This window comes from Arthrobacter sp. NPDC090010 (assembly GCF_044748305.1).
Taxonomy (GTDB): domain Bacteria; phylum Actinomycetota; class Actinomycetes; order Actinomycetales; family Micrococcaceae; genus Arthrobacter_E.
In genome coordinates, this window is sequence record NZ_JBIVFT010000017.1 from 1 (window position 1) to 5,000 (window position 5,000).

Here is a 5,000-nt window from a genome sequence, read left to right on the forward strand (position 1 = left end):
GTTTTTTGTTGGGGGGTGCTTTTTTTTTTTTTGTGGGGGGGGGGGGGGGGGGGGGGGGGCGGGGGGGGGCGGGGGGGGGGGGGGGGGTGGGGGTGGGGGGGGGGGGGGGGGGGGGGGGGGGGGGTGGGGGGGGTGGGGGGGGGGGGGGGGGGGGGGGGGGGGGGGGGGGGGGGGCCGCCCCCCCCCCCCCCCCCCCCGGGGGGGCCCCCCCCCGGGGGGGGGGCCCCCCCCCCCCCCGCCGTCGTTGCCGGGAAGGCGCTCAGTTCACCTGGTTGATGATCGTCTCAGCGACCTCGCGCATGCTGAGGCGGCGGTCCATGGACGTCTTCTGGATCCAGCGGAACGCCTCGGGCTCGGACAGCCCCATCTTCGTGGTGAGCAGGCTCTTGGCGCGCTCCACGAGCTTGCGCGTGGCGAACTGCTCCTTGAGATCCCCGACCTCCTTCTCGAGGGCTTTGATCTCCTCGTGGCGGGAGAGGGCGATCTCGATGGCTGGAATCAGATCGGCCGGGGTGAAGGGCTTGACCACATAGGCCATGGCGCCGGCCTCACGGGCGCGCTCGACGAGTTCCTTCTGGCTGAACGCGGTGAGCAGCACGACGGGCGCGATGCGGGCCTTCGCGATCTTCTCCGCTGCCGAGATACCGTCCATGACGGGCATCTTCACATCCATGATGACCAGATCGGGGCGGTGCTCCTCGGCGAGCTCCACAGCGCGCTGGCCGTTGTCGGCTTCGGCGACGACGTCGTAACCCTCACCACGGAGGATCTCGATGATGTCCAGGCGGATGAGGGTCTCGTCTTCGGCGACGACGATGCGCTTGGCCGGGGTGGTGTTGCTTTCCGGGGTGGCTTCCTGGGCCGCGGTATCGCTCACAGGGTCTCCTTTTGCGGTGGGAACGGACAAGTATGTCAGGTCTCGGGCGCCGTTGCCACTGGCCCTGATGGGCAGATTGACGCTTCTAGCCTATCTCCATGTAGAGTTATCACGCGTATGCGGCCCCCGTGGATGACGAGGACCGCATCGGTGCTTGCCCGAGTGGCGGAATTGGCAGACGCGCCGCACTCAAAATGCGGTATCGAAAGGTGTGTGGGTTCGAGTCCCACCTCGGGCACCGAAACAGAGGGCCGGTCGGAAGACCGGCCCTTTTCTGTTGCCGGACTGGGCAGGCGCCGGCATCACCGTTTGACGGCCTCGGCGATCCGGAGCGCTGTTTGACTTGGCGTGAGATGAGTGGTGTCGATCATCTCACCGGCGGTCGGAAGCCAGGTCCTCGCCGCCTCAGCGTATGGCTCGAGGTGTTTTAGGCGGAAAGGGGAGTCGGCCCCGAGGACCGTGTCTCCGGCTATGCGCTTCCGGAGCGAGTCGGCATCGGCATGGAGGACGAAATGCCTTACGCGGATGGAATGCCTGGCGAGACCGGCGCTGATCTCGTTCCAGTACTCCTCGACGAGCACGGTCATTGGAATCACCAGGACGCCTCCGGTGTAGTCGAGTACTTGCCGGGCGGTTTCAACGACGAGTGATCGCCACGGCGGCCAGTGCTGGAAATTATCCGTCGGGGGGAGCCCTGGTTTGATGTCCATCAGTGTCTCACCGACCTTTTCGGCGTCGAACACCCTGGAATCCGGAATCAGCTCCTGCACCAGCGGACTGGCCGTCGTCTTACCGGCACCATGGGTGCCATTGAGCCACACGATCATGAAGCCCCATGCTAATGCGTTCCTGCTCCGGATGGCCGCCGAGCGCGGCGAAACGCCCCGGCTGGGTAGGGACCCGGACAGAGCGTTCCGTCTCGCTGAGTGCGATCAACTGATCTTCTTGCGGTAGGCGATGATCGCGAAGACGTAGCCGACGACGAGGATGCCGACGCACCAGGCGAGAGCGACCCAGATGTCGTTACCGACCGGTTGCTGTGCGAACAAGGCCTGAATGGTGTTCACGATGGAGGTGACCGGCTGGTTCTCCGCGAACCAGCGGACCGGCCCCGGCATTGTTCCGGTGGGTACGAAGGCCGAGCTGATGAACGGCAGGAATATGAGCGGGTAGGAGAAGGCGCTCGCCCCGTCGGTCGTCTTCGCGCTGAGCCCGGCGATGATCGCGAGCCAGGTGAGAGCCAGGGTGAACAGGAGCAGAATCCCGATGACACCGAGCCAGGCCAGCACGCTCGCGCCGGTGCGGAACCCCATGAGGAATCCGACGCCGAAGATGATCGCGAGGGTGATCGCATTCGCCACGAGAGAGGTGAGCACGTGGGCCCACAACACACTTGAACGGGCGATCGGCATGGAATGGAAACGTTCGAAGATGCCGCTTTGCATGTCTGTGAACAAGCGGAACGCCGTGTAGGCGATTCCGGAGGCGATGGCGATCAGAAGGATGCCGGGGAGCAGGTAGTTGACGTAGTTCTCGGCGCCGGTGCTCTGTTTGAGAGCCCCGCCGAAGACGTACACGAAGAGCAGCATGAGCGCGATGGGCGTCACCGCCGTCGTGATGATGGTGTCCGCGCTGCGGAAGATGTGCCGCATGGAGCGGCCGGTGAGCGTCGCGGTATCGGCCATGAAATGCGTACTCATGACACGTCCTCCTTCTGGGATTCCTTCGGTCCGATGAGTCTGAGGAAGACCTCCTCGAGTGTGGGCTGCTTCTCCACGTATTCGACCTTGGCGGCAGGCAGCAGCTGTTTCAGCTCGGCGAGTGTCCCATTGGCGATGATCCGGCCTTCGTGGAGGATGGCGATGCGGTCGGCAAGCTGTTCCGCCTCATCCAGATACTGCGTGGTGAGCAGAACCGTGGTGCCGGTGTTCGCGAGTTCCTTGACGACATCCCAGACCTCGATCCGCGCCTCCGGGTCGAGACCGGTGGTGGGCTCGTCGAGGTAGATGACTTCGGGATGGCCGACGAGGCTCATTGCGATATCCAGCCGACGGCGCATGCCGCCGGAGTAGGTGCCGACCTTCCGCCCACCGGCATCACTCAGGCGGAACCGGGCGAGGAGGTCATCGGCCACGACACCCGGATCCTTCAGGTGGCGCAACTTCGCGACGAGCACCAGGTTCTCGCGCCCTGACAGGATCTCGTCCACCGCGGCGAACTGCCCAGTGAGGCTGATCGACTCGCGGACTTTCAGCGGTTCGTCTGCGACGTCGGCACCCAGTACCGTCGCCGTTCCGGCGTCGGCCTTGAGCAGCGTCGAGAGGATGCGCACCATGGTGGTCTTTCCGGCTCCGTTCGAGCCGAGCAAGGCGAAGATGCTGCCCTGTTCGACTGCGAAGTCGACGCCGCGGAGTACGTGAAGGTCTTTATAGGACTTTTCGACGCCCTGAACGGTGATGGCTGGGGGAGTCATGACTGTTGCTCTTTCCTTTTCGCGTCGTCCACGGCCTTGATCAGCCGCGCCCGTTCCTTGTCGATCCACTGCGTCCCTCCATAGGCCTGGGCGTAGTTCTCGGCGAACTCGACGGCGTCGTCCCCGACGATCGAGCTGACAGGAGTCCCGTCCAGGGCAGCGCGCTCCCACAGGTCCGCGAGGTCCAGGAACATCTGGACCAGGGTGTCGCCGTCCGTGATGCCGCCGTAGTACATGGAGTACCGGTGCTGGGCGTTGGCGACGGTCCTGTAGGGCTCGGGGAGTGCATCGAGCCGGGACTTCGCCTGCTTGTACTGTTTCTTCTGTTCGAGCGATCCGGTGAGCGCTTCGATCCACTTTGCGGCCATGGTCAGTTCTCCTTGTTTTCAGTCTTGTTGAGCTGTTCGATGTGCTGAGAGAGGAAGCTCCAGGTCTTCCAGAACTCCTCGAGTTCCTGGGCTCCCTGGGCGTTGAGCGTGTACACCTTGCGGGGCGGTCCCTTTTCGCTCGGCACCTTCTCGACGTCGACGAGCTTCTTCTGCTCGATGCGGACGAGCAGGGCGTAGATGGTTCCTTCTGCGATATCGGCGAAGCCGCGTTCGCGCAGTCGTGCGGTGATGTCATATCCGTAGGCGGGTTGTTCGGCCAGGAGAGCGAGAACGATGCCCTCCAGAGTGCCCTTGAGCATCTCGGTCATCTGCTTGCCCATCGGTCCCTCCTTTCACTACTCAGTGTTGCTTGGTACTAGTAGAAAGTATCACTGAGTAGTAGTACTTAGCAAGACTGAATAGTGAGAATTTTGAGGGTTTCTGACGGTGCCGACTCGACCCGAGCGCCGACGGTGGGGGGTGGGAAGGTCCGCTCAACGGTGAGTCGTCCGTTCAATGGGGGAGCGGGGGCGCCGCAGGCGCGTTTGTCCTCACTCGATCCCGGTCCGCGTTCGCGTCACGGCGACTTCTTCCGTTAACCTCCGCATTCCGAGGCAACTCCAGGAGGTTGATTTGAAATGGCCGATGGCCGTGAGGTTCATGGATTCTTCACAGCAAGCAGCCCCCTAGGGGGCCGTAATGTGAACCATTTTCGTAATAGTCAAAGCTCTGGCCGTCGGCTTTCGGCCCGCGTCACCGGCTCGGTGAACTGAGACCGGCCTGTCAGATCCGCGGCGCCCCTGCCCGCCGACGGGCAAACAGAGGGGTACTGGCCTGCGGGACGCCCAGGTGATCTACGTAACACTGACGAAGCGACAAAACACAGGGCAATTTTTTTCTAGCAGATACGCCTCTGACCCTGCAAGCGATTCACCAGAACTTCGCGTCTGGTTCACGTGTTGTTGCTGGTGTCCCGAATCGGGCGGGCCAAGGATTGAGGGTGGGAACTCCGGCAAGAGTTTTGGACGACCAAGCCGGAGTTCCCTCAGGAGCGGAAAACCGCTCCTGGAGCAATGAAGTCAACAAGCGCCCGGGCATTCGCATGTCCGGCGTCTCAGTTTCAGAACTCGAACCCACTTTATCAAGGAGACGAGCAGCCATGAAGAAGGCTCTCAAGTTTTCAACCCTCGCCGTCGCCGCTGTGGCGGCAACCCTGACCGGCACGGGCATCGCCCAGGCCGACCCGACTTCGTCCCCCCGCCCGATCAACGCCGTCGGCTCC

General features: G+C 63.4%; 7 protein-coding genes and 1 tRNA gene (1 of these 8 running past the window's edge). 2 read left to right on the forward strand and 6 right to left on the reverse strand.

Translation table 11 applies throughout. The features are described from left to right. Positions 1–259: 259 nt before the first annotated feature. Positions 260–877: an ANTAR domain-containing response regulator gene (locus ACIPXZ_RS16890; RefSeq protein WP_400596472.1), complete on the reverse strand. Its 618-nt coding sequence runs from the start codon at positions 875–877 to the stop codon at positions 260–262. 156 nt (positions 878–1,033) lie between these two features. Between ACIPXZ_RS16890 and ACIPXZ_RS16895 the strand changes: the two genes are divergently transcribed. After that, positions 1,034–1,115, forward strand: a tRNA-Leu gene (locus ACIPXZ_RS16895). A gap of 64 nt (positions 1,116–1,179) precedes the next feature. Here the strand turns inward: ACIPXZ_RS16895 and ACIPXZ_RS16900 are convergent. From ACIPXZ_RS16900 to ACIPXZ_RS16920, 5 genes are all read right to left on the reverse strand, one after another. After that, positions 1,180–1,704 carry an ATP-binding protein gene (locus ACIPXZ_RS16900; protein ID WP_400596474.1) on the reverse strand — a complete coding sequence of 175 codons (525 nt, stop codon included), beginning with the start codon at positions 1,702–1,704 and terminating at the stop codon, positions 1,180–1,182. A 105-nt stretch (positions 1,705–1,809) separates the two neighbouring features. Then, positions 1,810–2,577: an ABC transporter permease gene (locus tag ACIPXZ_RS16905; protein ID WP_400596476.1), complete on the reverse strand. Its 768-nt coding sequence runs from the start codon at positions 2,575–2,577 to the stop codon at positions 1,810–1,812. Further along, positions 2,574–3,350, reverse strand: coding sequence for an ABC transporter ATP-binding protein (locus ACIPXZ_RS16910; RefSeq protein ID WP_400596478.1), 777 nt, complete (start codon positions 3,348–3,350; stop codon positions 2,574–2,576). Before ACIPXZ_RS16910 ends, ACIPXZ_RS16905 begins: the two co-directional genes overlap by 4 nt. Continuing rightward, positions 3,347–3,718, reverse strand: coding sequence for a DUF1048 domain-containing protein (locus ACIPXZ_RS16915; RefSeq protein WP_400596480.1), 372 nt, complete (start codon positions 3,716–3,718; stop codon positions 3,347–3,349). The genes ACIPXZ_RS16910 and ACIPXZ_RS16915 overlap by 4 nt, the downstream gene beginning before the upstream one ends. Positions 3,719–3,720: 2 nt before the next feature. Continuing rightward, positions 3,721–4,059: a PadR family transcriptional regulator gene (locus tag ACIPXZ_RS16920; protein WP_400596482.1), complete on the reverse strand. Its 339-nt coding sequence runs from the start codon at positions 4,057–4,059 to the stop codon at positions 3,721–3,723. A gap of 818 nt (positions 4,060–4,877) precedes the next feature. Here ACIPXZ_RS16920 and ACIPXZ_RS16925 point away from each other — a divergent pair. Continuing rightward, positions 4,878–5,000, forward strand: the start of a protein-coding gene (locus tag ACIPXZ_RS16925; RefSeq protein WP_400596484.1) for a substrate-binding domain-containing protein. 942 nt of this gene lie beyond the right edge of the window; 123 of the gene's 1,065 nt are visible here — the first part of the coding sequence; it begins with the start codon at positions 4,878–4,880; its stop codon lies beyond the right edge, outside the window.